The organism is Bacillus sp. FJAT-49711 (genome assembly GCF_018343715.1).
Classification (GTDB): Bacteria; Bacillota; Bacilli; order Bacillales; family Bacillaceae_C; genus Lederbergia.
In genome coordinates, this window is the sequence record NZ_JAGYPL010000002.1 from 1,212,201 (window position 1) to 1,237,171 (window position 24,971).

The window sequence follows — 24,971 nt, forward strand, 5'->3', positions numbered from 1 at the left end:
TGAAAAAATGTTAGGTCAACCAAAAGTAACGGATACGTTCTGGTGCAGGTATATGGATGTTGTTAGGGATGAAGTTATCCCTTATCAGTGGGAGGCTTTAAACGACCGCGTAGAGGGAGCTGCAAAAAGCCATGCGATTGAAAATATTCGGATTGCAGCAGGTGAAGCAGAAGGGGAGTATCACGGTTTTGTTTTCCAAGACAGTGACGTGGCGAAATGGCTGGAAGCAGTCGCGTATAGTTTGGCGACAGATCCAAATCCAGAACTTGAAAAAACAGCGGATCAATTAATCGAATTGCTTGGTAGAGCGCAACAAGAAGATGGATATTTAAATACATATTTTACTGTTAAAGAACCTGATGCAAGATGGACGAATTTACGAGATCAGCATGAATTATATTGTGCTGGCCATATGATTGAAGCGGCAGTCGCCTACTATGAAGCAACTGGCAAGCGTGAATTATTGAATATTATGTGCCGGTTTGCGGATTATATTGATTCAGTGTTTGGTGAAGAAGAAGGGAAAATCCAAGGGTATGACGGTCACCAGGAAATCGAGCTTGCACTTGTAAAACTATATGAAGTGACAGGAAATGAAAAATATTTAAAACTGAGCAGTTTTTTTATCGATGAACGTGGGAAACAGCCGCATTTTTTTGATAAGGAAAGTGAAGCGCGGGGCGACACGAATCCATTTTGGTATTTTGGAAGCTATAAATATAGCCAATCCCATCTGCCTGTACGTGATCAAAAAGAAGCGGTCGGACACTCAGTTCGTGCGATGTATATGTATGCAGCAATGGCGGATCTTGCTGTTAAAACCGGAGATGACACTTTAAAAGAAACGTGCAAGACACTCTGGGATAATGTGACGAATAAACAAATGTACATAACTGCTGGAATTGGATCAAGTGAATTTGGCGAAGCGTTCAGTTTTGACTATGATTTGCCGAATGATTTGTCTTACACAGAAACGTGCGCTTCGATTGGGTTAGTATTTTGGGCAAGGAGAATGCTGAACCTAGAAGTGAATTCCTCCTACGCAGACGTGATGGAACGTGCACTATATAATGGAACGATTAGCGGTATGCACTTGGATGGGAAAAAATTTTTTTACGTAAATCCGCTTGAAGTATGGCCGGAAGCATGTTCTAGGCATGAAAAAAGACACGTAAAACCAGAGAGGCAAAAGTGGTTTAACTGTGCATGCTGTCCGCCAAATCTGGCAAGGTTAATTGCTTCTATCGGCCAATATATTTACACAGAGCGCAATGATGAGATTTTTGTTAATTTATATATGAGTAATGATGCTTCATTTGATATTAATGGCAAAAAGGTTAATATCATTCAGAAAACAGAGTATCCGTGGGATGGAACAGTGTCGATTGCCATTTCACCTGAAGAAGCTGCTGAGTTTACAGTTGCCTTAAGAATTCCGGATTGGTGCAGAAAGGCGCATTTAAAAGTAAATGGAGAAAATATAGCTATCGAAAATACTGTTAATGGCTATGTTTATTTGAAACGCAATTGGAACAAGGATGATCAAATAGAATTATTGTTTGATATGCCAGTGGAACGGGTGAAATCCCATCCGCGTGTCAGAGAGAATGCTGGAAAAACAGCTCTGCAAAGAGGCCCAATCGTTTATTGTTTAGAAGAAGTAGACAATGGTTCTAATTTACCGAATATCTTTTTATCACAAAACGCTAGACTTGAAGCCCATTTTGACCAGGAACTTTTAGGTGGGATCGTTGTTATTCAAGCAGAGGCTAGTAGATTGAAAGAATCGGATTGGGGCCAAGTTTTATATAAACCAGCAAAAGAAATATATCAATCACATACATTAACGGCTGTTCCATATTTCGCTTGGTGTAATCGAGAGCCGGGAGAAATGCTTGTTTGGGTTAATGAGAATTAAATTATAATTACTAAGGCTGTACCTTTAGATCTAAGTTGTTAGATTAAAGGGCAGCCTTTAGCTAAATGTGAAAACTTGTAAAATCGCATTGACGTTTGTTTATATCAATAATATGATAAAGTTATGCGAAAACTGACATAATTTTATGACTAAAGTATGATACTTCCCAATTCAATTTTGGAAAGTTATATTGTAAGCGCTGACTTTGTAGGTTTTGTGCGGTAAAAAGGGGGGCATTTAAAGCATTCAAGCTTAAGCATCCAGAAATGATAGAAAGGTGCTGTAGAAATGGAACCAGTTGTAAAAATAGAAAATATTAGCAAGTCTTTTGGATCAGGAAATAAAAAAGTAGAGATTTTGGATGAAATTAACTTATCCATTGAGCCATATCAGTTGGTTGCCCTTAGAGGAAGATCGGGATCTGGAAAAACAACGTTGTTGAATTTAATCGGTGCCCTAGATAAACCAACAGGTGGAGAAATATATATTGAAGGAAATCCGATCAGTAAATACAATGAAAAGCAGCGTTCAGAGCTGCGTAGAAAGAAAATGGGCTTCGTGTTTCAGTCCTATGGACTCGTTCCACTTATGACAGTGGAAGAAAATATCGAGTTTGGACTTAGAATATCGGGGGTGCCGCGTGCAGAATGGGCAGATAAAATAAATGAATCAATCGAGCTTGTCGGACTGTCAAAACGGATCAAGCATCGCCCATTTGAAATATCCGGTGGAGAGCAGCAAAGGGTTGCCATCGCAAGAGCAATTGCAACAAAGCCAGCTTTATTACTTGCGGATGAGCCTACTGCCGAATTAGACACGAAAACGGCATTCAGTATTATTAGCGCTTTTCAGGAATTGGTGAAAAGTCGATCGACTACGATCGTGATGACGACCCATGACCCTGGCATTCTCGAAATAATAGATCACGTTTATACATTGGAGGATCGGAAAATTGCAAAAGAAAAACAAGAAATTATCATCTAATAGACTAAATGTTTACTATTTAATAGGGGTCCTATCATTGCTTTTAATCTTTTTAGGTGGATGTTCTTTTTTACCGAAGGAAGAGCCTGTATTAGCTCCACCGCTTGTTGAACCAGCTAAGCTTGATTATGAAACGGCAGAAGTGAAAAAATCTGAGATAATCAAAAGGGTTAAAGGTTCGGGGACACTCGTTCCAACAAGTCATCAAGATTTATATTATACAAAAGATGGCGGACGTTTAAAAAAGATTCATGTAAGAGAAGGGGACTTAGTTAAAAAAGGTCAAACACTTGCAGAATTAGAAACTGGGAATCTCGCATTTGAAATAGATCAAGCAAATATCGATTTGCAAAAAGCACAACTGAGACTTCAGCAAATGGAGGCAAATCAAGAAGATAAGTATTCCGTCGAAATGGGAAAATTAGACGTTCAAAGTATTAAAAATCGTCTTTACTTTATGAATAATCAGCTTGCTGAATCGAAAATTATTTCTCCAATTGACGGAGTCATTACATTCGTCACTGAAATACGTCAAGGACAAGGTGTTCCTGCCTATGAATCATTATTCCAAGTAGCTGAAACTACCCAGCTGCAAATACAATATACAGCTATGAACGCGAATGATTTAGCTGATGTTAAACTTGGAGTGGCTACTGTTACCAACTTAAAAGGTGAAGATATCAAAGGAAAAGTAGTACAAACACCTAAAGATGTTCCTGCAGATATTTATGAACAAAATCCAGATTTATATAGCAAGTCAATCCTTGTAGAGGTCGAAAAGCTACCGAAAGATGTAAAAGTCGGGGACATTGCTGGTATTGAAATTATAACAGCAAGGAAAAAGGATACTCTCGTCATCCCTAAAAATGGTCTTCGGACAACAGTGGGTAGAAACTATGTCCAAATCATGGTTGATAATACGAAACGTGAAGTAGACGTTGAAGTCGGAATTATTTCTTCTACAGAAGTGGAAGTGTTAAAAGGACTCGATGAAGGAGACATCATCATCTTAAAGTAGGAGGGATAAGTCCGTGGCTATCATAAAGTTAATTTTTCGTAAGATGCTTAATAATCGCTGGCTGACCGGAAGCTTATTCCTTGGGTTAATCATAACTGTTTCACTCGTTTCAAGTATTCCAACATATACTTCCAGCGTTTTACAAAAATTATTAGTTCGAGAATTAGAAGATCATCAAGTGAAAAAAAATCAATACCCAGGTGAATTTTCATTTTCTGATACATTTGCAAATTCTATAGTGAAAAATCCTGCTGAATCGCTTGCGAAAGTGGAGGAAATTAAAAAGAATATTGTAGATAGTGCAGGAATACCAGTAGTAGCAGATGTTAATTTAATCTCTACAACTCCGCTAAGAACAATGTTTGAAGAAGAGGAGCGGCGCGGAAGTTCACAAAATGCGGCAAAATTGCTCATGATTACTGGGATTGAAGATCATGTCACAATAACAGATGGAAAGTTTCCAAGTGAAAAAGCTGTAGATGGGGTCGTAGAAGTGCTAGTTTCAGAAACGGCTCTAGTTAAAAGAAGCATGGTGCTTGGGACTAACTTTATAGTCGGAAGTGAAAAAGAACATCAATTTATTATAAAGCCTGTAGGTACATTCCAACCGAAATCAGTTGAAAATCCATTTTGGTCTCTTGTTCCGCAATCATTCAACGATGATTTTATCGTTAATGAAAAATGGTTCAGAAGTGAATTGATACCGAAGCATGAAGCCATTTTAGGAATTGGCAGATTTAGTTCAGCTTTTGATTACCATAAAATTGAAGCTATCCATTTTCCAACATTGCTTCGTATGGAATCAAAGTTGAAATCAGAAGTATCCAGCGTTAAGAAAGCAACTATTTTATTTAACTTCCCAATCAAAAATATTTTAAAATCATATGACAGTAAAGGAAAGCAAATGACGACGATGCTTTGGTCGCTGAATGTACCGGTGCTCATTATGCTCGCCATTTATTTATATATGATTTCTCGTTTAATCATTGAAAGACAATTAAATGAAATAGCCGTCTTTACAAGTCGAGGCGCAAGTCGTTTTCAAATATTAGGAATCTATTTTATCGAAATAGCCATTTTAGGTGCACTTGCTTTATTAATTGGCCCTCTCATCGGTTTGCAACTATGTAAATTACTTGGGGCTTCCAATGGATTCCTTGAATTTATCCAAAGATCAGCTTTGCCGGTAAAACTCTCACTCAAATCCTATATGTATGCGCTTATTGCAGTATTAGCTTCTATAATTATGATCATGATCCCTGTTTATAGAGCATCAGGGCAAAGTATTGTAAGTCATAAGCAACAATCAGCACGTGATGTTGGAAAAGTACCTTGGTACACGGTGATTTTTGAATTTGCGGTTTTAGGAGTTTCTATATATGGACTTATGTCGTTTAACCGCAGCCAAAAGTTTTTACAGTCAGTTGATGTTGAAAGTTCTGATATCATGATTGACCCAGAACTATTTTTCATGCCGGCACTTTTCATCATCGGTTTAGGATTAGTAGCGCTAAGAATCTATCCGTTGATTTTAAAATTGATTTATAAAATTGGCGAAAAGTTCTGGCCAGTATCGTTATATAGTACATTTTTACAAGTGAGCAGATCTACAAAACAATACCAGTTTCTTATGTTGTTTTTAGTTATGACGATAGGGATGGGTGTGTTCAGTGCGAGCGCTGCCCGGACGATCAACACGAACTTAGAAGAACAATTACTTTATAAAAATGGTTCGGAAATTCGCATGCTTTTAAGATGGGAAAGCAGTCGACCAGTGAATAGCGGTTATACTCCACCAAGCCCGAGCGGCCCAGACGGCGGCGGTGGCGGTGGCGGTTCAGAAGCTGCAGTTGAAGAAATCGAACCGCTAGTATATACGGAACCACCGTTTGATCCGATTCAAAAATTAAAACAAGTGGATAAAGCGGCTAAAGTTTTTAAAAAGGATTCCGTTTCCGTTACAACTCCAAGCGGAAAAAGTATCCATTATCCAACATTGATGGCAGTTGAACCGAAGGCATTTGGAGAAACGGCGTGGTTTAAGCCTTCCTTATTGCCGCATCATTGGTTCCAATATTTAAACCTAATAGCAAATGAGCCTAGTGCCGTCCTTGTATCGAAAAAGGCAGCTGAAGCATTGGATCTTAAGCAAGGCGATTATATATCGATGCAATGGGCTGGTTCTGATTACGGTGAATTTGTCGTATACGGTATTATTGATTACTGGCCTTCCTTTAACCCTCTGGAAAAGTCAGTAGAAAATAAATCAGAGGGAGCGCTTATTGTAGCAAACTTACCGTACGTTCAAAATATGCTTGGGCTTGAGCCGTATGAAGTTTGGCTGAAAATGAAGCCAGATGTATCACGATCTGAATTTTACCAAGATATAAAAGACGCAAAAATTCCAGTTACCGTTATGAATGATGTCAATCCACAAATTACAGATTTGAAAAATGGGGCATTATTATTAGGATTAAATGGTACAATGACATTAGGTTTCCTCATATCATTATTGATTTCATTTATCGGTTTCCTTTTATATTGGGTGCTCACGATCAAATCGAGAACACTACAATATGGTATTTACCGGGCAATGGGGATTCCAATGCCAAAATTAATTGGGATTTTAGTTTCTGAACAAGTTTTAACCTCTGGATTTGCATGTATTCTCGGAATCATTGTAGGTGGGGTGACAAGTCAATTATTTGTCCCATTATTCAAGCTCTCGATGAATGTTAGAGACTTGATGCCGCCATTTACTGTCATTTCGGATGCAAGCGATGAGGCGAAAATCTATATATTCTCGGCTCTTATGCTCATTCTGGGATCCGCCATATTAATTGGCTTCTTGAGAAAAATAAAAATTCATCAAGCCATAAAGTTAGGTGAAGATTAATGATCGATTGCCAAAATTTAATGAAAATCTATAAGATCGATGATGATCATGAAGTCATTGCTTTGCAAGGCCTTGATTTGAAAGTCGAGCAGGGCGAAATGATGGGCATTATCGGGAGCAGCGGCAGTGGTAAATCCACTTTGCTAAATATGCTTGGTGGCTTGGATCGTCCAACAGCAGGAAAGCTAATGGTAGGCGGTAAAGATTTGCTTCGTTTGTCTGATAAGGATTTAGTAAAATATAAACTCGAAACAGTCGGCTTCGTTTGGCAAAATAATGCCCGCAACTTAATTCCGTATTTAACTGCGGTTGAAAATGTTGAGTTGCCTATGCTCATTAAAGGACGCCATAAACGAGAACGCGCTAAAGAATTGTTGGAAATGGTCGGAATGGGACACCGTTTAAATAGTAAACTGAATTCCCTATCCGGTGGAGAGCAGCAAAGGGTCGCCATCGCAATCTCGCTTGCGAATGACCCTAGTTTAGTCCTAGCGGACGAACCGACGGGAAGTGTCGATGTAAAAACAGCGGATATTATCCTCGACGTATTGCGAAACTTAAACCGCGAACTTGGAGTCACGATCGTAATCGTTACCCATGATACGCAGCTTACAAGAAAAATGGACCGCGTCGTCGCCATTCGTGATGGAAAAACATCGAGTGAAATCTTACGTAAATCATTCTATTTGAATAATGACGACAACGAAAGCAGTAATGACGGTGAAGAGGAAGATACACACGTAGAATTAGCCGTTCTTGATAGTGCAAGAAGAATCCAAGTTCCCGAAAGCTATTTGGAAGCCATTGGTATTTCTGAAACGAATAAAGTACGAATGGAACTTGAAGACGGGAAAATTGTCATCGTCAATCCAAATGAAATAAAATCAAAAGTCGTATAAAGCTTGTATGAAGCAGCCACCCTTTTTTGAAAATAGGGTGGCTGTTTTTTAAAAAAAGTTCTCTTCTAATAAAGCTTGGATTCGTACTTAAAAAGCGCTGATCCAAGATTACGTTCCGAATAAAGCTCAGATGCATACTAGCCCCAGACAGTCCAAAATATGGTAAGGGAATGAGTAGAAATTTATTAACTTATTCCTTTTTCATAAAAGGAAATCATTATAAACATAAAACTTTTTCCGGATGACATTTTGTCCATCATAGTCGTTATACAGATAAAATTCTAGTTCGAAAGCTATATGTAGCCTTAATTCCTCTCCCTCATTTCAGCTGTCGAAAAGCCCGAATCATAAACCTCGAAACCTTTACAATTATTTTAAAATCCTACTTTGACAATATATTTTCTAAGAAGTAGAATTAACTCATAAAGTTATCGATTAACTAATTCTCTTTTTTTGCTGGAGGAATAATGATGAAGCAACTAAAAAATGAAGTGGCGATTGAATTAACAGAGCATATTCTCCCGTTTTGGCTAAGGCTGCTAGACCCTGAGTATGGCGGTATGTACGGACTCGTTGACTATGATTTGAATCTGGACAAAAATGCCGATAAGGGGGGCATTGTAACAGCTAGATTTCTTTGGACATTTTCGGCTGCGTACCGAGAAACAGGCAGACAGGAGTATTTAGATGCCGCAACTATGCTATTCCGATTTTTAAAGGAAAAGGTGTACGATCATGAATTTGCGGGGCTTTATTGGCTCGTCGATTATAAGGGAAATCCGAAGGATGCGAGGAAGCACATATATACTCAATCTTTTGGGGTGTATTCATGCAGTGAATATTATTTAGCGTCTAAAGACGAAGAGGCGATTGAACTGGCTAAAACCCTCTATTACCTTATAGAAGAAAACGGGTTTAACCGGGAAAATAATGCATACCGTGAAGAGTTTGATAGGGAATGGAATGAACAGCCTAATCAAATGTTGAGTGACAATGAACTTTTAGCTGATATTACGATGAACACTCATATTCATGTTCTCGAAGCATATACGACTTTGTATAAAGCGTGGCCTGCACCTGAACTGAAGGAAAGAATCGAAAATCTTCTCCACATTTTACACAAAAACATTTATCTTCAAGAATCTAAGTTTCTTGGAGTATTTTTCGATAAAAGCTGGAATAATTTGATCGATTTAAAATCGTTTGGTCATGATATTGAAGCGAGTTGGCTCATTGATGAAGCAATCAAAACGATTGGCATTCATCATCCAAAATATAATCAAATGGTGATTGATATTGCCTACAATATTGCAGATTGCGCGATTGAAGAAGATGGATCCCTTATTAATGAACAAGTGAATGATGAGATTGATCGAACTCGCGTTTGGTGGGTCCAAGCCGAAGCAGCAGTGGGATTTTACAATGCGTATGAACGTACCGGTGATGAAAAATTTCTTAAGCTAGTAAATGGTTTATGGAATTACATTAAAAATAACATTATTGATCAACGTGAAAATGGTGAATGGTATTGGGCAGTAGATCCGGAAGGTATCCCGGAAATAATGAATATTGTGGATCCATGGAAAGCTTCTTACCATAATAGCAGATTTTGTCTAGAATTTATGAAAAGGGTGACGGATAAATGATACATGAAAAATACTTTACGTTATTGGAAAAACAAGAAAAGCTAATTACTAGGAAAAATGAAGTTAATGAAGATTTTTATAATGGCGTTTTTGATCGTTATCTTTACCCTGTCGTCACTCGCCATCACGTTCCACTTCACTGGAGATTTGATTTGAACAAGGAAACGAATCCTCATTTTATGGAACGTTTAGGCATTAATGCGACGTTAAATCCTGGAGCTATTTATTTTGAAGGGAAATATTATCTCGTCGTTCGAACAGAAGGCTATGATCGAAAATCGATTTTTGCCTTGGCTGAAAGTGATAATGGAGTAGATAATTATAGATTTATAGATACTCCACTCGTATGGGAAGATATCGATAAAGATGAAACGAATATGTACGATATGCGCCTTGTCCAGCATGAAGATGGTTGGATTTACGGAATTTATTGTTCTGAAAGCAAGGATCCTAACGCAGAACCATTCGATACGTCTAGTGCCGTGGCTCAAGCGGGTCTTGTTAGAACGAAAGATTTGAAAAAGTGGGAGCGGCTTCCGAATATTGAAACACCTTCTCCACAACAACGAAATGTCGTACTTCATCCTGAATTCATCGAAGGAAAATACGCATTTTATACTCGTCCACAAGATGGTTTTATTTCGACTGGAACAGGTGGAGGAATTGCTTTTGGTTTATGTGATCATATTGAAAAGCCAGTCATTCACAACGAAACAGTCATTGATGAGAGAAAATATCACACCGTATATGAAGCAAAGAATGGACAAGGTCCTGCACCGATTAAAACGGAAAAAGGCTGGATTCATATTGCACATGGAGTTCGGAATACAGCAGCCGGCCTTCGATATGTTTTATATGTTTTCGCGACAAGTTTAGAAGAACCTGCTAAAATAATAGCAAAACCAGGTGGTTACTTTATTGCACCTTATGATGATGAACGGGTTGGGGATGTATCGAACGTTATTTTCTGTAATGCTGCTGTAGTAAATGAGAAAGATGAAGTGTATATTTACTATGCTTCTAGTGATACTCGAATCCATGTAGCAGTGACAACTATAGAAAAACTGGTCGATTATACATTTAATACACCAGAAGATCAGTTCCGTTCGCTGGAAAATGCGGAATTGCGTAAAGATTTAATAGAAAAGAATAATGAGCTGCTCAAGTAGTTTAAATAAAACATAAACTACGCGCTGGGCATGTGAGGGATGTCAATGAAAAGTAATGTAACAATGAGAGATATCGCTGAAAAAATTGGAGTCAGCAGCGTGACCGTTTCAAAAGCGCTTAATGACAAAGAAGGCGTCAGCGACGAATTAAAGGAAAAAATTAAACAGTTGGCTGAAAAAATGGGGTATCGCTTCAACACAGCAGCGAGATCGATGAAGGATGGGTTGTCATTCAATATTGGGGTCATTATTCCTGAACGATTTACAGGCTTGAATCAATCTTTTTATTTGAATTTCTACCAATCCATCTCGAAGGTTTTAGAGGAGCAAGGATACTATGGCATTCTCCATATTTTACGGACCGAGGATGAGAATGAATTGGAGCTCCCTAGAATTTACTTAGAGCAAAAGGTTGATGGCTTTATCATTCTTGGGCAGATCAAAAAACCGTATATAAAAAAACTGCAAACAGTAGAGCATCCGACCGTTTTCATGGATTTTTATGAAGATGAAACAGACATTGATGCCGTTATTACTGATAATTTTTACGGTGCTTACGATATTACAAACTATTTGATTCGGAATGGCCACAAAAAAATTGCCTACGTTGGCAATATTTATTCTACAAGCAGCATTCAAGATCGATTTCTTGGATACTACAAATCTTTGCTTGAACATCAAATACAATTGAATGATGATTATATATTAAGTGATCGCAATGAGCATGGAACGTATATTGATATCGAACTTCCCGATGATCTTCCTACCGCATTCGTATGCAATTGCGATCAAGTCGCCCATAATTTAATCGCTAAATTAAAGGATTTAGGCTATCAAGTCCCGAATGACTTTTCCGTTGTTGGATTTGATAATGATATTTATGCGACCATCACGGAACCTAGTCTTACGACTGTAGAAGTGAATATCGAAGAAATGTCTCGGACAGCAGTCGGTTTTATTCATGAAAAAATCCGTGATAAAGATAAAAGTCATGGCAGGGTACAAATTAAAGGAAATATCGTTTATAGGGATTCAGTGAAAAATATAAAGGGAAATTAATTAAGGGCTGCCCAAAGTCGTAGTAATGACTTGGGAAGCCCTTCTTTTTTTACTTTACTTTACTTTACTCTATTAACTTGGACAGTGATTTCCGCTGGCAGTATCCCACTACAATCAACAATGTGGCTTTTTCGAGGGGAAAAGTGCCCGGAAATTCCCAGTTGCTTTATTTAAGGACTTTTCGGACAGCCTATTGATTATTGAGCGCTTAATTTAATCCACGTGCTCGCATAATCCCCATGCAGCTTTGGTAAATAAAGGCCTGCTGCAAGAAGCTGATCCCCACCATATACAACATTATCATGGTTAGAAAGATAGTTGAAATCAGGATTCAAACCTTTAAGAACGAGACGCTTGCTTAGCATATGAGGTTCAGCCAATACTTTAAAATAAAAAATCAATGCTTCACGCTTATCCTCGGAAACAAACATCCACGCCGCTTCATTTCCGTTAAATGGGTTCTTTAATCGGTAAAAGTCTCCTGTTTGTACGAGGGGGCGAATTTCTTTATAAAGCGCAACCTGCTTTTTAGCGATTTCTTTTTCTTCATCCGTAAATGTGCGTAAATCCATTTCATATCCAAAGTTTCCAGACATTGCAACATCCCCGCGTGTTGTGAGTGGAGCCATTCTGCCGACTTGATGATTAGGCACGGATGAAACATGAGCACCGATTGAACTAATTGGATACACAAGGCTAGTCCCATACTGAATTCTTAAGCGTTCGATTGCATCTGTCGTATCACTTGTCCACGTTTGCGGCATATAGTAAAGCATGCCTGGATCGAAACGACCGCCGCCGCTTGAACAGCTTTCAAATAAAATATGTGGGAATTTTGTTGTGATCCGTTCAAGTAAATCATACAATCCTAGCACATAACGATGCGCAATTTCCGTTTGGCGATCTGCAGGCCAGCCTACCGAACCGATTTCCGTTAAATATCTATTCATATCCCATTTAATATAGGAAATCGGAACCTGTGTGAAAATATCACTCAACGCATTAAAAATATAATCTCGCACTTCTTCGCGGGAAAAATCAAGTACGCTTTGTGTCCGTTGCAAGCTTCTTCGTCTTCCTTCTACATGAATACACCAATCTGGATGTCTTCTATACAGTTCACTTTCTGGGGAAACCATCTCAGGTTCAACCCATAGTCCAAATTGCAATCCTGTTGCTTTCACGCGTTCGGCTAAATCTTCAAGACCATTCGGAAGTTTCCTGCGATCTTCATACCAATCGCCAAGTGAAGTCGTATCGTCGTCTCTTTTACCAAACCAACCATCATCTAAGACGAACAATTCAATTCCGAGTTCAGCCCCTGCCTTTGCGATTGATTCAATTTTATCTGCATCAAAATTAAAATAAGTTGCTTCCCAATTATTGACGAGAATTGGACGTTCTGTGTCGCGAAACTCTCCTCTTGCAAGACGAGTTCGGTACAGCTTATGATACGTCCTAGACATTCCTCCAATTCCGTCTCCAGAATAAACCATCACTGCTTCAGGCGTTTGAAAGCTTTCTCCAGGATTAAGGGTCCAGCCAAAATCGAATGGATTTATTCCAATTGACACTCTCGTATTAAATAATTGATCCACTTCGGCCTCTGCTAGGAAACTTCCACTATATACTAAGCTAAAACCATACACATCTCCATGATCTTCATCTGTTTCCGGGCGCATAATCGCTACAAATGGATTGTGCTGATGACTGCTGACTCCTCGTTTACTATCGATAGCAGTATGGCCAGGCAGCAAAGCTCTTCTGCGAACTTGCGCCTCTCTTGCCCATGCCCCCGAAAGATACATAATGTCATATTCGGAATCGTGAAAATCAACAGAAGCACTAAGCGCACGCCATATTTCAAGCGGTTCTTTACCGTTATGGACAAACCTTACTGACCTGGCAATGGCGTTATGATCAGCAAAAATTGTATAGCTTAAATAAACAATCAATCCGCTGTATTCATCATGCAATTCAAGCACAAGTGTTTCTGCCTCGCCGTCATCCTCTACATATATCGCTGGCAGCCCATCTAGCTTCGGTTTGCCTATATTGATTGTATGATTTTTATATACAAGTTCTGTAACTCTACTGCCATCTCCGAGCTGGACTTGATACGCTGGGCTTCTAAAGTCACCCGTTCCATATTGAGGATATTCCTGTGGGAGCCCGTCCAGTGGAAGACTATTATGTGTATCTTTCCATCGTGGTGCTAAGAATTGTTCTAAACTTGGGTCATTACGTAACTTTTTACCCCAGTATGCATGGGCAGGAGTGCCGTTTACAATTTGAATAATATAGCTCATATCTTTTGATTGAAGGTGGAAAATGCTTGATTCACGATCGTAATGTATTGCCATTTTGCTGCTCCTTTTTGTATGTGTTTTTTCAACATGTATTAGTATGTGTAAACATACTAAAGTCATGATTTTAAATACTTATTTGCTATAAAAATTAATTGCCTAAAGTTAACGATTAAGTTATCATTTATTATATAATATGTTGATTTTTTTCAAAAGCAAAAAGGGAAATGTAAAATAAAAAAATGAGGAAGGAGGAAAAAAATGCAGGAATTATTTGTGAAAGGAATGACGTATGGATGGAATTCTTCCAGAGGTGCGTATCGGACGCCTGGGGCTGTAGAGTCTATGAAAAAGTTAAAAGAAACAGGCAGTGAGTGGATTGCCTTGTCCTTTTATACATATCAAAACACTATTTTCTCGACCGATATTCCTTTTGATTACGGTTTCACCATGACCGACAGTGATATCATGTTTGCAGTGAAAAGAGCTAAAGAGCTTGGTTTGATAGTTTGTTTAAAGCCTGTAGTCAACTCCAAAGATGGATTATGGAGAGCAAGAATAGGTTTTCCAGAAGATGCATATGATTATTGGGCGCAGTGGTTTGAGTCATATACGAACTTTTTGCTTCATTATGCGGAATTAGCAGAAGATCTCGAATGTGAAATGTTTTGTATTGGCTGTGAAATGATAGGAACAGAAGCGCAGACAGAGCATTGGGTCAAGATGATTGAAAAGGTCAGGAAGGTCTACACTGGACCAATAATCTACAATGCAAACCATGGCAAGGAAGACGGGATAGAGTGGTTTGATCAAGTTGATATTATTGGGACAAGCGCCTATTATCCAGTTGCTGAAAAGCCTAATGACTGCGAAGAAACGATGTTGAAAAATTGGGAGAAAGTAAAAGAAAGAATTGAAAATCTCCACAAGAAGTTTAATAAGCCGATTTTATTTATGGAAATTGGCTGTAGAAGTGCTGAAGGCTGTGCAATGATGCCATGGGATTTTGAACATCGCGACCTGCCATTCAACGAGGAAGAACAAGCTAATTTTTACAGTTCCGTCATGAAAACGTTTTGGGATGAGCCGTGGTTTGCCGGATTTTTCTGGTGGGATTGGAGTACAGAACTTTACCCACTTGAAGAAGCAAAAAGCAATCGAGGCTTTGATATTTACGGCAAAAAAGCAGAAGAAGTTTTAAGAGATTGGTATAGTAATAAATAAAGAAACTATCGGAATTTCGAGACATAAATTTGCTGAATTTTCAAGAGCTCTGGTAATTGAGTTTTATTGTAAATATTGTTGTTTACTAAGATTGTGCATGGTTGATTTCCGCTCCAGTTGCTCGCGCTCCCGGAAAGCGTCCGTCTGGAACGGAAATCAACGGTAATAGACTCATACGTTATTATTTCTTATTATCTTGTTCAATATTGATTTTGCAATCCATTTTAAAAATGAACAAATTAAATATAATAGGAGAAAAAAGAGTCGGTGAATGCCGAGAGTCTACATAAAAGTCAGGAGGAAGACTATGAAGGATAAAGGGCGAATTTTATTTATTGGCGACAGCATTACGGAATCGGGAAGATATGAAGATGCAGAAGGTATTGGTAATGGATATGTTCGCCTATTGCATGATTATCTCATCACAGCTTTTCCGAGCAAAGAACTAGAGATTATGAATAAAGGAATTGGCGGCAACCGTGCTACAGATTTGAAAGCAAGATGGGAAAAAGATGTTCTTGCTTTGAATCCTGACTATGTTTCGGTTTCGATTGGAATTAATGATGTGTGGCGCCAGCTCGATAGTCCGGACATGGAACAGGTCTATCCAGAACAGTTTGAAGAGATTTTGACAGGGCTTTTAGAAAAAACAAATGGGCAGCTTATTTTGATGGAACCAACGGTCATCGAAGAGGATGTGGATTCTGAAGGAAATCAAAAGCTTGTTCCTTATGTAGAGATCATCCGTAATCTTGCCAAGAAATTCAATGCGATTCTCGTTCCGACTCATCAGGATTTTATTGATTATTTAAATACAGGGACAGCGTATAAGCTTACGACCGATGGTGTTCATATGAACTCTGCGGGAAATATGCTAATGGCTGCATCATGGATTAAAGCATGTGAAAGTTTACTAAAATAATAGCAATGTAACTTCAAGGAGTGGACAAAATGGTAAAAGTCGATTTAAACGGACAATGGAAAATGCAGGAAGTAGGAGCATCAGAGTGGCTCGATGTTCAAGTACCGGGTTCTGTTATGAATGATTTATTGCAGCATGGTAAAATTGAAGATCCTTTTTATCGAGATAATGAAAAAATTGGGCTTGAGGTTGCAGCAAAAGACTTTGTATATACTAGAATGTTTTCGGTAGATGAAGACCTTTTATTAAATGATAAAGTGCTGCTTGTTTGTGATGGACTTGACACACTCGCCGAAGTTTTTGTGAATGGTGAGCTAGTTGAGAAGACGAATAATATGCATCGTATATATGAAATAGATGTAAAGGATTTTTTAAAAAAGGGAGAAAATGAAATTTCAATCAAGTTTAATTCTCCTACTAAATATATAGAAGTCTTGCAAAACGAAGATCCGCTTGCACCACTTGATGGCGGCGATGCGCTTCCTGGATTTCCATATATCAGAAAAGCCCACTATATGTTCGGATGGGACTGGGGCCCGAAAATCCCCGATATGGGAATTTGGCGTAATATATCTATTCAAGCATGGAGTTCTGCGAAGCTCGATGATGTATATATGACACAAGAGCATAGAGAAAACGAAGTACAACTTGATGTGCGCGTGAAAGTAGAAAGATTGAGTCAGGCGGAAGATCTCCAAGTGGAAGTTACATTAACAAGCCCAGCTGGAGATGTGGAAGTAAAAAACGTCAGTATATCAGCTGTGCAAGAAGTTATTGCATTTAATGTGCAAAATCCTGATTTATGGTGGCCAAATGGATATGGAAAACAGCCTTTGTATAAGGTCGAAGTTTCGGTACTGAATAATGAAGGTTCAATACTTGATACAAAAGACTATAATATTGGTCTTCGTACAATTGAAGTTAAATCTGTTCCAGATGAGTTTGGAAGATCATTTGAATTTTACGTGAACGGTATTTCGATTTTCGGAATGGGTGCAAATTACATTCCGGAAGATAATATACTTGCTAGAAATTCTGTTGAAAAAACAGAGAGACTTTTAAAAGATAGTGTTGAAGCGAATTTTAATATGGTCCGCATTTGGGGCGGCGGTCATTATCCGGAAGACTATTTTTATGATCTTTGTGATCGCCTCGGTCTTATCGTTTGGCAGGATTTCATGTTTGCGTGCGCTTCGTATAAACTGACAGATGAATTTTTGGATACCGTTAAGAAAGAAGTTGCAGACAATGTGAAACGTCTCCGTCATCACGCGAGCCTTGGTATTTGGAGCGGAAACAATGAAGTTGAAGAAGGTTGGGTGCATTGGGGCTGGCCACAGGATCCAATGCGTAAGACTGATTATATAAAGTTATTTGAATACATTATTCCTGAAATGATCAAGGAGTTGGACCCGCAAACATTTTACTGGTCATCTTCACCGTCTTCAGGCGGCGGTTTTGATCAACCGCGCGACCCGAATCGTGGAGATATGCATTATTGGGAAGTATGGCATGGATTAAAACCTTTCACAGAGTATCGGAAATACTTTTTCCGATTCTGCTCAGAGTTTGGATTTCAATCCTTCCCATCGATGAAAACGGTAGAAAGCTTTACAATTCCAGAGGATCGCAATATTTTCTCGCGTGTAATGGAGAAACATCAGAAAAATTCAGGAGCAAACGGAAAGATTCTCTTCTATTTATCTGAGAACTTTCTTTACCCGAAGGACTTTGATTCTTTGCTTTATGTATCTCAACTTCTGCAAGGTGAAGCCATTAAATATGGGGTTGAACATTGGCGCAGAAATCGCGGACGCTGCATGGGATCATTATACTGGCAATTAAATGACTGCTGGCCAGTCGCTTCATGGTCAAGCGTTGACAGCTTTGGCCGCTGGAAGGCGCTCCATTATTTTGCGAAGAAGTTTTATGCGCCGCTTCTTCTGTCCATTGAGGAAGAAGGAAAGACTGCTTCTATTCATGTGACGAATGATTCATTGGAAGACATTCAAGGTCGAATCGAATGGAAATTACGCAAGAATACGTCTGAAGTATTAAAAGAGGGCAGCATTGAAGTAAAAGTCGGGAAACTAACTGCTAAAAACTGTATTGAGCTGTCTTTTGAGGATGAGTTATCAGATGAAGATATGAGAAATACTTATCTTGAAGCCATCTTCATAAAGGATGGGGAAGTCCATTCTAATGCAGTTGTTTTATTTGTAAAACCGAAGCACTTTGAATTTGTTGATCCACAAATTACTTTTGATATACAGGAAGAAAATGATCGATTTACTCTTTCGCTCAAGGCTCAAGGCGGATTGGCGAAATATGTGGAACTTGATTTACAGGAAGCTGATTGCAAATTCAGCGATAATTACTTCGATCTCTCACAAGGGGATACGAAAAAAGTGACGATCATGAAGGATAGCTTAAGTGTAGATGTAAGCTTGGAAGAATTAAAAAGTAAATTATCTGTGCGCAGCATCTATAATACGTTCTAATGGAAAAACAGGCTCACAATGGGCCTGTTTTTTTGTTTCTTGTGAAATGATAAATTATAAGCCCTTGTTTTGGAAGTTTTACATAATCATCACTAAATTACACATACTGACATTAATATATTCTGACAAGTTATGAGGGATACGATATGTCAGGCTGGAAATGGAAAAAGAAGCAGAAACAACTTGATCAAAAAGAGTTAAGCAATGCTCCTCACGTAAAAGTAGAGAAACGTGATTTACGAATATTAAATGGCGATCTTGAAGAAACGATTGACTTCATTACGAGTATTTTAGGAGCGAATGATGACTTTATTACTCGGAAGTTTAAAATTTTTGGAAAGTATCCGGCGGCCATTTTCTACATTTCGAGCATGGTCGATCCGGCTGTCATTAATCACGATCTTTTAAAGCCGCTCATGTTTCCCCCAGATCATCTAGAAATCAAAGAAGTACAGCAAAATCATATATTAAAAGTCTTGTCTGAAGAAGTTTTATATCATAGCGACGTTAAGTTTGAATCGAATGTCGCAAATTTAATAGATGTCTTATTAGTTGGAGAAACGGTGATTGTCACTTCTGGTGTCCTGCAAGCCTTCCACCTTGATACTCGTAAAATTGAGAAAAGAGCACTTTCACAACCTGAAACTGAACAAGTTATCATAGGACCGAGGGAAGGTTTTATTGAGCAGATCGACACAAATATTGGATTAATTCGCTATCGTTTACCAACGGCTGATTTATGTGTGAGAACAATGAAAATAGGACGGTTAACGAAATCGAAAGTAGCCATTTGTTATATAAAAGGAATAGCGGATCAATCCATCGTTGATGAGGTGGAAAAACGTTTATCTGAGATTCATGTGGATGCCATTCTAGATGTCGGATATATTGAGCAATTTCTAGAAAATTACCAGTTCTCACCTTTTCCGCAAACAATCTTGACTGAACGGCCAGATAGTGTAGTTGGCAATATTATTGAAGGGAGAGTAGCCGTTCTTGTGGACGGATCACCATTTGTGTTGATGGTGCCCGTCGTCTTTAATCAGTTTTATCAAACGACGGAAGATTACTCTACCCGCTTTTTATTAGCAAGCTTTACTCGTCTTGTTCGGATTTTAGCTCTTATCTTTTCACTAGTTTTTCCGGCACTTTATGTTTCGTTCATTTCTTTCAATCCTGAATTATTACCTACTGAATTTGCAGTAGCCGTGGCGGGAGGTCGAGCAGGAGTTCCGTTTCCAGCAGTCATTGAAGTGCTGATGATGGAAGTGGCGATGGAAGTTTTACGGGAAGCAACTGTCCGTTTGCCGAAACAAATTGGCGGCGCTTTATCAATCGTAGGAGTTTTGGTCATTGGGCAGGCGGCAGTTGATGCTGGACTTTCGAGCCCGATTACGGTTGTCGTCATTGCGATTACAACAATCGGCTCATTTGCAACTCCAGTTTATAATGCTTCTTTCGCTTTACGGATGCTGCGGTTTCCATTAGCTATACTCGCAGGACTTTTTGGACTTTATGGGCTGGTAGTGGGCATCATTATTATTTTCAATCACATGCTGTCCATAAAATCCTTTGGCGTGCCATATATGAGTCCTGTTTCTCCTGGCAACGCACAAGGGATGAAGGATGTTGTGATCAGAATACCTTTTAGATGGATGCCGCAGAGACCTGAATTTCTCCATCCAAATAATAAAAAAAGGATGGGAAACAACGAGGAAGTATTTTCAGCCAATGCGGCTAATACTTCAAATCAAACGAAGATAAGTAAAAAATGAGCGGAGGGAACTTTTAATGGAGCATTCACGTCAAATAACAGCCGTCCAAGCCACGACTATACTGATCAGTACGATTATTGGTGTTGGTGTTTTAAATCTTCCGCTTATTGCTGTTAAGGCTGCTGATACTAGTGCTCCATTGCTTACATTCTTATCGGTTATGGTTAGTTTTGCGGGATTATATTTTATCACAAAGCTTGGAATACGATTTCCGGATCAAACCATCATTGGCTACAGTCAGGTTGTGCTTGGTAAGTGGGTTGGGCGCATGTATGGGATTTTAATAATCATTTTTTTTACATTTTTAACTGCTATGGCATCGCGAGAATTTGGTGAGGTTGTCGTAGCGGCGGTATTAAAAAACACACCAATAGAAGTAACCGTTATTGTCATGTTATTAATGGCTGCGATCTTTACTCGTGATGATATTAATACATTTGCATATATTCATAATTTTTATGTTCCCGCTATTATAGTACCAGGGTTGTTAATTGTGATTTTATCATTCAAAAATGCCAATCCGCTTTACTTTCAACCAATTATCCAACCAATCTATACGAAAGAATTTGATCCTTTATTTGTTGGAATGTTAACAGTCGTTGCTTTGTTTCAAGGATTTTTTATTATGACGATTGTTATTCCTTCCATGCAGAAACCCAAAAAAGCTATGAAGGCGGCCTTGTTTGGATTGGGCATTTCAGGAGCGTTTTATATCATGGTTGTTCTAGCGGCACTGTCTGTTTTTGGGGTGGAGGAAATGAAAAATCTAATGTGGCCAACACTGGAATTGGCAAGAGCAACCTCTTTACCCGGAAACCTTTTACAGAGATTAGATGTTGTGTTTCTCGCAATTTGGGTAACGGCTGTTTTTACGACGATCTTCTCCAGTTATATGTTAACGATTCATTCTTTAAGTAGATTTTTTCATTTGCAAGGTCACAAATCATTTTCTCTTTTTTTGCTACCCTTTGTTTTTTTTATCGCCATGATTCCTAGGAATGTACTGCAAATGTACGATGTGATTAAAATAGTAGGGAGACTTGGCCTTTTAGTTACAATTGGATTTCCACTTTTCATATTATTGATTGCCGTCATTCGCAAAATCCCCGGCAAAAAAGGCGGGCAATAAATGGATAAAAAATATGCCCATCTATTATGCACCATTTGTTTATTTATCCCTCTTTTATCTGGGTGCTGGGATAGCCTAGATATAGAAAAACGAGCAACTGTACTAGCAATCGCGATTGACAAAGCCAAATCAGGTCATGAATTAGAACATTCAAGTGAAGAGGAAAAGGAAATCACCAATATTCATGGTGATGGCTCAAAAGACGATAGGGATTTAATTCGTTTGACAGCTCAAATTGCCGTCCCCGGCCGTATCCCACTAGGACCGCAAATTGGTGGAGGAGGCGAGGAGCAGAAGCCGGTATGGGTATTGTCTGTTGTGGGCTCGACGCTTGATGCTGCTATGACAAATCTTCAACAAGAGTTATCAGATAAACTGTTTTTGGGGCATTTACGGGTCATCATCATTAGTGAAGAGGTTGCCAAAGATGGAGTTGGACGATTTAATGATTACTTGCGAAGGCAATCCGAAGTTAGAAGGACAGCTTGGATCGCGGTTTCAAAGGAAGAAGCTTCTAAATATATGTCAGTTGCACCGGAATTAGAGCGGGTTCCCGCTTTATATCTTAATGTTATGATAGAAAACTCAGTTAAACTAGGGAAATTTCCTAACAATCCAATTGGCGTGTTTTGGCGAATTCATGCGAGTAAAGGACAAGATGCCTTCCTTCCAATGCTCGAAATAAAACGTGGGGGAAATATTAATCTAGAGGGGCTGGCGTATTTTAAGGGAGATAAAATGCATGGGGAGATTGCACCTATTAAAATTGGCCTCCTCATGGCTATCAATCGACAAGGAAAAGGCGGTTATGCAGCATTTTATTCAATTCCAAGTACAGAGGAGCAAGTATTACTCCGTGCGATGAAACGAAAAGCTAAGGTTAAAACTTCAATCCATGACGGAAAACCTAAAATACGAATTAAAATTCGCTATGAAAATGAAATTATCGAAAAGGAGAAGGGAAAAGTACCAATCAATAATCCAAAGGCTATTGAAGAACTTGAACAAAGCTTTAATCATGATGTAACAAAATCAGTAGAAAAATTAATAAAGAAAATGAAAAATGAAAAATCAGACATCTTTGGTTTTGGTGAATATATAAGGGCTAAACATCCTGATTATTGGAACCAGCATGTAAAAACGAAAGAGGAGTGGCAAGAGATTTTTAAAAATGATTTAAAAGTTGATATACAAGTCGAATCGCAAATACTAAGAATAGGCATGAAAGCAAAATAATTTCATTTAAAGGGAGTGGACTGCATTGCATTATGCTTACTATTTTGTAGTCCTTTTGATTATAACCGGGATCTTTATCTTATCTATTGACGCAAAAACATTTAAAAAAATTCAAATGAATAGAGAAAAGAAATTCGCAATCTTTTTGGGATGGACGAATGTTATTGGGGGAACAGTATTTTTTGTTGTGTATTGGGCGTATCAGAAGTGGTTTTGGTAATGAATAATTGACGAACAAATAGTTGCTGAAGGGGATCAGGAAGAAGGAAGGACCTTCCCCCCTCTTCCTAATCTACTCCTTTACACGATTAATTTACAAACGAACATCGCTTGCTGGTCGGTCATCTTTTCGATTCTGAGCTTCTACTAGTTCTTGATCCCATGTTAAATGACGATATTTTTGAGTTTGTTCTGAATCCTTAAACCATTCAAGGAAATCTTCCCATAACGATAAAGGCCAGCCTGCATCAATTTGTGCTCCTGTATATTTTCCTTCTTTTAATCGAATAAAGCCAAATATATCACGAACTTGGGATTTTTCCGCTAAAGTAACCGTATGTTCTGCCAAGTGTGGAGGTATAAATATTACTCCATATGGCGTACCAAGTACAACGTCTCCTGGCAAGCAGATGGCTTTACCTATTCGTGTTGGAACATTAATTCCAACCATCGTTACTTCAGCAATAGCAGTAGGATCACTTCCACGATAAAATACATTAATATCTTCAATTTCCTCTACTTGTTGATTATCTCTAATCCCGCCCCAAATGACAGCACCGCCACCCTTTGTTCTAGAGGCAATAGCAGTTCCAAGGTTTCCGCCTAAAAAAGTTCCTTTATGAATTTTATCAAACATATCAACGACGATGACGTCTTCTTCTTCTAATGCATCAATAACCCATTGATTGAAAAAGCCTTTTCTTCCCTCTTGTTCATGACCGTATTTTAATAATGTCTCATGTAAATCCGGCCGTTGTGGAACCATGATCGCTGTAACAGCACGCCCAACCATAATCTGATTTGGACGTACAACCTTGAAGTCTCCTTCAAACTGAAAGTGATAGCCGTGATGCCAAAGAGGACCCCACGCCTCTTCCAAAGTAATATTTTTAAAACGTTGAAGAATGTCAGTTGGTACCTTTGGACGTCCGTTTGGAAATCGTTCACCTTTCCAAAGGCTAGTTAATTGAAGTATATCCTCAGGGTTATCAAATTTCAAAAAAATCAATCCTTTCTTCGTGATTATAGTGATATATAAAGTTTCAAATCTATTGTTAGATATTATGGCTTTATTGTCGATGCGGATTTTTTAAGTTGTTTTGCCTCAGAATCGTAAAAAATTAACCTACTCTAAATATGAACTCGAACTTTTAAACTTTATATTTTAAAAAACAGGACACTTTCGCCTTTTTATCGAATGATTATTGTATATCAATCTAATAGAGAGGTGGGATTTGAGAATTATGGCGGTTGTAGATGATTCTAAAAAAGTATTAGTAACAGGAGCTAGTCGCGGAATTGGTAAAGGTATTGCGCTAAAAATGGCATCGCAAGGATACGATGTAGCGATCACCTATCGTTCTGAAAAGGGAGAAGCAGAGGCAGTCGCCCATTCCATTGAACAAGATTATGGGAGAAAGTGTATTATATTTCACGCTGATTTATCTAATGAACATACAGCTGAGGATCTTGTAGGAAAAACAATAAAAGAATTCGGTCACCTTAATATACTTGTTAATAATGCAGGCTTAACAATTACAAGCCCAATAGCGGAAATGGAAATTGAGAAAATTAATTATCTCTTAAATCTAAATTTGAAAGCGCCTCTTCTGTTGATGCGGGCAGCGATTAGGCATATGAAGGAAGAGAAGATCCGTGGAAACATAATAAATATTGCCTCTACTAGAGGGAAAAGAGCTTATCCTGTAGATGCAGTATATGGAGGAACAAAGGCGGCGCTTATTCGTGCCACAGAGTCTGTAGCGCTAGAGTGTGCGCCATATGGAATTCGAGTTAACTGTATTGCGCCAGGTGCAACGAGGGTGCGTGATGGAAATGATCAGTTTTATGAAAAATTAGGAAACAAAATACCGCTTAAGAGAATGGGCACTCCTGAAGATATTGGCCAAGCGGCAGTGTGGTTAGTTTCTGATCAAGCATCCTATATAACGGGTGAGACGATTAAAATCGACGGTGGTCTCATTTTACCGGGCATGCCGGAAGACGTAAGTCCTGAAGCTGGATATGGTTGGGGAAAAATATGATAACAATTCATATTAGAAAGGGGTA

General features: G+C 38.6%; 18 protein-coding genes. 16 read left to right on the forward strand and 2 right to left on the reverse strand.

Going from position 1 to position 24,971, the window contains the following annotated elements:
- Nucleotides 1–7: 7 nt before the first annotated feature.
- From KHA96_RS13165 to KHA96_RS13200, 8 genes are all read left to right on the forward strand, one after another.
- Nucleotides 8–1,918: a glycoside hydrolase family 127 protein gene (locus tag KHA96_RS13165; RefSeq protein ID WP_213129719.1), complete on the forward strand. Its 1,911-nt coding sequence runs from the start codon at nucleotides 8–10 to the stop codon at nucleotides 1,916–1,918.
- A gap of 288 nt (nucleotides 1,919–2,206) precedes the next feature.
- A complete protein-coding gene (locus tag KHA96_RS13170; protein WP_213129720.1) occupies nucleotides 2,207–2,902 on the forward strand; it encodes an ABC transporter ATP-binding protein in 696 nt (231 codons plus the stop codon).
- Nucleotides 2,871–3,920 (forward strand): efflux RND transporter periplasmic adaptor subunit, encoded by a 1,050-nt coding sequence (locus KHA96_RS13175; RefSeq protein ID WP_213129721.1) that lies wholly within the window; start codon nucleotides 2,871–2,873, stop codon nucleotides 3,918–3,920. The genes KHA96_RS13170 and KHA96_RS13175 overlap by 32 nt, the downstream gene beginning before the upstream one ends.
- 13 nt (nucleotides 3,921–3,933) lie before the next feature.
- Nucleotides 3,934–6,816 carry an ABC transporter permease gene (locus KHA96_RS13180; protein WP_213129722.1) on the forward strand — a complete coding sequence of 961 codons (2,883 nt, stop codon included), beginning with the start codon at nucleotides 3,934–3,936 and terminating at the stop codon, nucleotides 6,814–6,816.
- Nucleotides 6,816–7,715 carry an ABC transporter ATP-binding protein gene (locus KHA96_RS13185; protein ID WP_213129723.1) on the forward strand — a complete coding sequence of 300 codons (900 nt, stop codon included), beginning with the start codon at nucleotides 6,816–6,818 and terminating at the stop codon, nucleotides 7,713–7,715. Before KHA96_RS13180 ends, KHA96_RS13185 begins: the two co-directional genes overlap by 1 nt.
- 470 nt (nucleotides 7,716–8,185) lie before the next feature.
- Nucleotides 8,186–9,361 carry an AGE family epimerase/isomerase gene (locus KHA96_RS13190; RefSeq protein WP_213129724.1) on the forward strand — a complete coding sequence of 392 codons (1,176 nt, stop codon included), beginning with the start codon at nucleotides 8,186–8,188 and terminating at the stop codon, nucleotides 9,359–9,361.
- The gene (locus KHA96_RS13195) at nucleotides 9,358–10,530 is read left to right on the forward strand and encodes a glycoside hydrolase family 130 protein (RefSeq protein WP_213129725.1); all 1,173 of its coding nucleotides are present in this window, start codon (nucleotides 9,358–9,360) and stop codon (nucleotides 10,528–10,530) included. The genes KHA96_RS13190 and KHA96_RS13195 overlap by 4 nt, the downstream gene beginning before the upstream one ends.
- Before the next feature lie 45 nt (nucleotides 10,531–10,575).
- On the forward strand, nucleotides 10,576–11,589 hold the full coding sequence (locus KHA96_RS13200; protein ID WP_213129726.1) for a substrate-binding domain-containing protein: 1,014 nt from the start codon (nucleotides 10,576–10,578) through the stop codon (nucleotides 11,587–11,589).
- 197 nt (nucleotides 11,590–11,786) lie between these two features.
- Here the strand turns inward: KHA96_RS13200 and KHA96_RS13205 are convergent, their stop codons facing one another.
- Nucleotides 11,787–13,952, reverse strand: a complete 2,166-nt coding sequence (locus KHA96_RS13205) for an alpha-galactosidase (RefSeq protein ID WP_213129727.1) — start codon at nucleotides 13,950–13,952, stop codon at nucleotides 11,787–11,789.
- A 204-nt stretch (nucleotides 13,953–14,156) separates the two neighbouring features.
- Here KHA96_RS13205 and KHA96_RS13210 point away from each other — a divergent pair, with 204 nt between their 5' ends.
- The 7 genes from KHA96_RS13210 (at nucleotide 14,157) to KHA96_RS23550 (ending at nucleotide 22,902) form a co-directional block, all read left to right on the forward strand.
- Nucleotides 14,157–15,119, forward strand: a complete 963-nt coding sequence (locus tag KHA96_RS13210) for a glycoside hydrolase family 113 (protein WP_213129728.1) — start codon at nucleotides 14,157–14,159, stop codon at nucleotides 15,117–15,119.
- Nucleotides 15,120–15,426: 307 nt separating this feature from the next.
- The gene (locus tag KHA96_RS13215) at nucleotides 15,427–16,041 is read left to right on the forward strand and encodes an SGNH/GDSL hydrolase family protein (protein ID WP_213129729.1); all 615 of its coding nucleotides are present in this window, start codon (nucleotides 15,427–15,429) and stop codon (nucleotides 16,039–16,041) included.
- 29 nt (nucleotides 16,042–16,070) lie between these two features.
- The gene (locus KHA96_RS13220; RefSeq protein ID WP_213129730.1) at nucleotides 16,071–18,542 is read left to right on the forward strand and encodes a beta-mannosidase; all 2,472 of its coding nucleotides are present in this window, start codon (nucleotides 16,071–16,073) and stop codon (nucleotides 18,540–18,542) included.
- Between the two features lie 146 nt (nucleotides 18,543–18,688).
- Nucleotides 18,689–20,317 (forward strand): spore germination protein, encoded by a 1,629-nt coding sequence (locus KHA96_RS13225; RefSeq protein WP_213129731.1) that lies wholly within the window; start codon nucleotides 18,689–18,691, stop codon nucleotides 20,315–20,317.
- Between the two features lie 16 nt (nucleotides 20,318–20,333).
- Nucleotides 20,334–21,446 carry a GerAB/ArcD/ProY family transporter gene (locus KHA96_RS13230; RefSeq protein WP_213129732.1) on the forward strand — a complete coding sequence of 371 codons (1,113 nt, stop codon included), beginning with the start codon at nucleotides 20,334–20,336 and terminating at the stop codon, nucleotides 21,444–21,446.
- Nucleotides 21,447–22,682, forward strand: a complete 1,236-nt coding sequence (locus tag KHA96_RS13235; RefSeq protein WP_213129733.1) for a Ger(x)C family spore germination protein — start codon at nucleotides 21,447–21,449, stop codon at nucleotides 22,680–22,682. It abuts the gene before it with no gap.
- Between the two features lie 25 nt (nucleotides 22,683–22,707).
- Nucleotides 22,708–22,902, forward strand: a complete 195-nt coding sequence (locus KHA96_RS23550; protein ID WP_481748231.1) for a CLC_0170 family protein — start codon at nucleotides 22,708–22,710, stop codon at nucleotides 22,900–22,902.
- Nucleotides 22,903–22,995: 93 nt separating this feature from the next.
- Here the strand turns inward: KHA96_RS23550 and KHA96_RS13240 are convergent, their stop codons facing one another.
- Nucleotides 22,996–23,901 (reverse strand): RraA family protein, encoded by a 906-nt coding sequence (locus KHA96_RS13240; RefSeq protein WP_213129734.1) that lies wholly within the window; start codon nucleotides 23,899–23,901, stop codon nucleotides 22,996–22,998.
- A gap of 244 nt (nucleotides 23,902–24,145) precedes the next feature.
- On the opposite strand from KHA96_RS13240, the gene KHA96_RS13245 reads away from it, so the two are divergent.
- Nucleotides 24,146–24,946: an SDR family NAD(P)-dependent oxidoreductase gene (locus KHA96_RS13245; protein WP_213129735.1), complete on the forward strand. Its 801-nt coding sequence runs from the start codon at nucleotides 24,146–24,148 to the stop codon at nucleotides 24,944–24,946.
- Nucleotides 24,947–24,971: the final 25 nt, after the last annotated feature.

Bases quoted from the DNA above. Each gene is read 5' to 3' on its own strand.
- KHA96_RS13185 (WP_213129723.1), top strand. From the start codon at position 6,816: ATGATCGATTGCCAAAATTTAATGAAAATCTATAAGATCGATGATGAT.
- KHA96_RS13210 (WP_213129728.1), top strand. From the start codon at position 14,157: ATGCAGGAATTATTTGTGAAAGGAATGACGTATGGATGGAATTCTTCC.
- KHA96_RS13220 (WP_213129730.1), top strand. From the start codon at position 16,071: ATGGTAAAAGTCGATTTAAACGGACAATGGAAAATGCAGGAAGTAGGA.
- KHA96_RS13170 (WP_213129720.1), top strand. From the start codon at position 2,207: ATGGAACCAGTTGTAAAAATAGAAAATATTAGCAAGTCTTTTGGATCA.
- KHA96_RS13190 (WP_213129724.1), top strand. From the start codon at position 8,186: ATGAAGCAACTAAAAAATGAAGTGGCGATTGAATTAACAGAGCATATT.
- KHA96_RS13245 (WP_213129735.1), top strand. From the start codon at position 24,146: ATGGCGGTTGTAGATGATTCTAAAAAAGTATTAGTAACAGGAGCTAGT.
- KHA96_RS13230 (WP_213129732.1), top strand. From the start codon at position 20,334: ATGGAGCATTCACGTCAAATAACAGCCGTCCAAGCCACGACTATACTG.
- KHA96_RS13200 (WP_213129726.1), top strand. From the start codon at position 10,576: ATGAAAAGTAATGTAACAATGAGAGATATCGCTGAAAAAATTGGAGTC.
- KHA96_RS13215 (WP_213129729.1), top strand. From the start codon at position 15,427: ATGAAGGATAAAGGGCGAATTTTATTTATTGGCGACAGCATTACGGAA.
- KHA96_RS13195 (WP_213129725.1), top strand. From the start codon at position 9,358: ATGATACATGAAAAATACTTTACGTTATTGGAAAAACAAGAAAAGCTA.
- KHA96_RS13225 (WP_213129731.1), top strand. From the start codon at position 18,689: ATGTCAGGCTGGAAATGGAAAAAGAAGCAGAAACAACTTGATCAAAAA.
- KHA96_RS13235 (WP_213129733.1), top strand. From the start codon at position 21,447: ATGGATAAAAAATATGCCCATCTATTATGCACCATTTGTTTATTTATC.
- KHA96_RS13165 (WP_213129719.1), top strand. From the start codon at position 8: ATGTTAGGTCAACCAAAAGTAACGGATACGTTCTGGTGCAGGTATATG.
- KHA96_RS13205 (WP_213129727.1), bottom strand. From the start codon at position 13,952: ATGGCAATACATTACGATCGTGAATCAAGCATTTTCCACCTTCAATCA.